Source organism: Variovorax sp. dw_308, assembly GCF_019207085.1.
In the GTDB taxonomy this organism is placed as follows: domain Bacteria; phylum Pseudomonadota; class Gammaproteobacteria; order Burkholderiales; family Burkholderiaceae_C; genus Variovorax.
Genome location: NZ_JAATOM010000075.1, coordinates 1 through 2311, shown reverse-complemented (window position 1 = coordinate 2311; position 2311 = coordinate 1). Strand labels below are relative to the sequence as shown.

General features: G+C 65.5%; 3 protein-coding genes. All 3 read left to right on the top strand.

The annotated features are described in order from the left end of the window. Window positions 1-21 precede the first annotated feature (21 nt). Window positions 22-492 carry a GNAT family N-acetyltransferase gene (locus HCU76_RS36230; protein ID WP_213959963.1) on the top strand — a complete coding sequence of 157 codons (471 nt, stop codon included), beginning with the start codon at window positions 22-24 and terminating at the stop codon, window positions 490-492. Beyond that, window positions 489-1553: a methylmalonyl Co-A mutase-associated GTPase MeaB gene (meaB, locus tag HCU76_RS36225; protein WP_213959964.1), complete on the top strand. Its 1065-nt coding sequence runs from the start codon at window positions 489-491 to the stop codon at window positions 1551-1553. The genes HCU76_RS36230 and meaB overlap by 4 nt, the downstream gene beginning before the upstream one ends. Window positions 1554-1570: 17 nt before the next feature. Then, window positions 1571-2311: acyl-CoA carboxylase subunit beta (locus HCU76_RS36220; protein WP_305729967.1), on the top strand; the 741-nt coding region annotated here is incomplete at its 3' end.

Genomic DNA, 2311 nt, shown 5'->3' with positions numbered 1-2311 from the left:
GGTCGCGGCCTGAGGATCAACGTGTTCGATATCGTGTCACGGCTGTCCTTGCAGCCGGTGGATTCCAGCGACTTCGAGGCCATGCTCGCCTTGCGCGTCGATGCGATGCGTCCGAGCCTCGAGCGCGTGGGCCGCTTCGATGCCGATCGTTCGCGTGAGCGGCTGCAGGCGGGCTTTGTCCTGCCGTTCATGCATCACATCGCGCTCGACGGCGACCAACGCATCGGCTTCGTCACGCTCAAGCCCGAGGGCAGCGACGCGCTGCGCCTGGACCACCTTTACCTGCGCACCGGCTTCCAGGGCCTGGGCATCGGCGAATGGGTGCTGGAGTGGGCCAAGACGCAAGCGCGCGAACAAGGGCGCGACATCAAGCTCACTGCTCTCGTGCAGAGCGACGCCAACCGCTTCTACCTGCGGCACGGCTTCGCGCTTGAAGGCGGGGAGGGCGTGGACTTGCATTACCGCTGGCAGGCTTCGGAGTCGGCGTCTTGATCCGCCGGGTCCCGGATCTCCAGCAGGCGGTGCTCGCCGCGGCTTCCTTGCCGCAGCGCCGCGCCATCGCCAAGGCCATCACGCTGCTCGAATCCACCCGCGACGACCACCGCCAGCAAGCCGACGAATTGCTCACGGCCTTGCTGCCACACACCGGCAAGTCCTTCCGCCTCGGCATCTCCGGCGTGCCTGGTGTCGGCAAGTCGACCTTCATCGAAACGCTGGGCCTGTTCCTCATCGGCAAGGGCCACCGTGTCGCCGTGCTCACCATCGACCCATCGTCCACCGTCTCGGGCGGCTCCATCCTTGGCGACAAGACGCGCATGGAAATGCTCTCGGTCCACGAACGTGCCTACATCCGTCCTAGCCCGTCGTCGGGCACGCTCGGCGGCGTGGCCGAGAAGACGCGTGAGGCGATGCTGGTGTGCGAGGCCGCCGGCTACGACATCGTCATCGTCGAAACCGTGGGCGTCGGCCAGAGCGAAACCGCGGTCGCTGGCATGACCGACATGTTCGTGCTGCTCCAACTGCCCAACGCGGGCGACGACTTGCAAGCCATCAAGAAGGGCGTGATGGAACTGGCTGACCTGGTCGTCATCAACAAGGCCGACATCGACAAGGATGCTGCCACGCGCGCGCAGGCCCAGATCACTTCGGCGCTGCGCCTGTTTGGACATCACGGCAACCCGGCGCATGCGCAGGCGATGCAGGCCGCGCATGCAGTGCCCGGCTCGCCGGAAGCCGAGATCCGCTTCTGGCAACCGCGCGTGATGCAACTCAGCGCACTGCTCGGCACCGGTGTCGATGCATTCTGGAATTCAGTCATGGAATTCAGGGCGCTCCAGACCGCCAACGGCAGGCTCACAATGCGGCGTGAGAAACAAGCGCTGGCCTGGATGTGGGAACGCATCGACGCCGGCCTCAAGCATGCCTTCCGCCACCATCCCCATGTGCGCGAACTCCTGCCGCAAACCATCGCCGCCGTGACGGGCGGCACGCTCCCCGCATCCACGGCCGCGCGCAACCTGCTGGCCGCACAAGACCACGACATCAACATCTGAAACCTCTACGGGACGCCATGAAAGAAATTCTCGAACTCCTCGAACAACGACGCGCGCAGGCCCGCCTGGGCGGCGGCCAGAAGCGCATCGATGCGCAGCATGCCAAGGGCAAGCTCACCGCGCGCGAGCGCATCGAACTGCTGCTCGACGACAACACCTTCGAAGAGTGGGACATGTTCGTCGAGCACCGCTCCAGCGACTTCGGCATGGCCGAGCAGAAGATTCCCGGTGACGGCGTGGTCACCGGCTACGGCATGATCAACGGGCGCCTGGTCTTCGTCTTCAGCCAGGACTTCACCGTCTTCGGCGGGGCGCTCAGCGAGGCGCATGCCGAGAAGATCTGCAAGGTGATGGACCAGGCCATGAAGGTCGGCGCGCCGGTCATCGGCCTGAACGACTCGGGCGGCGCGCGCATCCAGGAAGGTGTCGCTTCGCTCGGCGGCTATGCCGAGGTGTTCCAGCGCAACGTGATGGCCTCGGGCGTGGTGCCGCAGATCAGCATGATCATGGGGCCGTGCGCGGGCGGCGCCGTGTACTCGCCGGCCATGACCGACTTCATCTTCATGGTGAAGGACTCCAGCTACATGTTCGTCACCGGCCCCGAGGTGGTGAAGACCGTGACGCACGAGGACGTGACCGCAGAGGAACTGGGTGGTGCCTCCACCCACACCACCAAGAGCGGCGTGGCCGACATGGCCTTCGAGAACGATGTCGAGGCGCTGATGATGCTGCGCCGCCTGTACAACTACCTGCCGCTC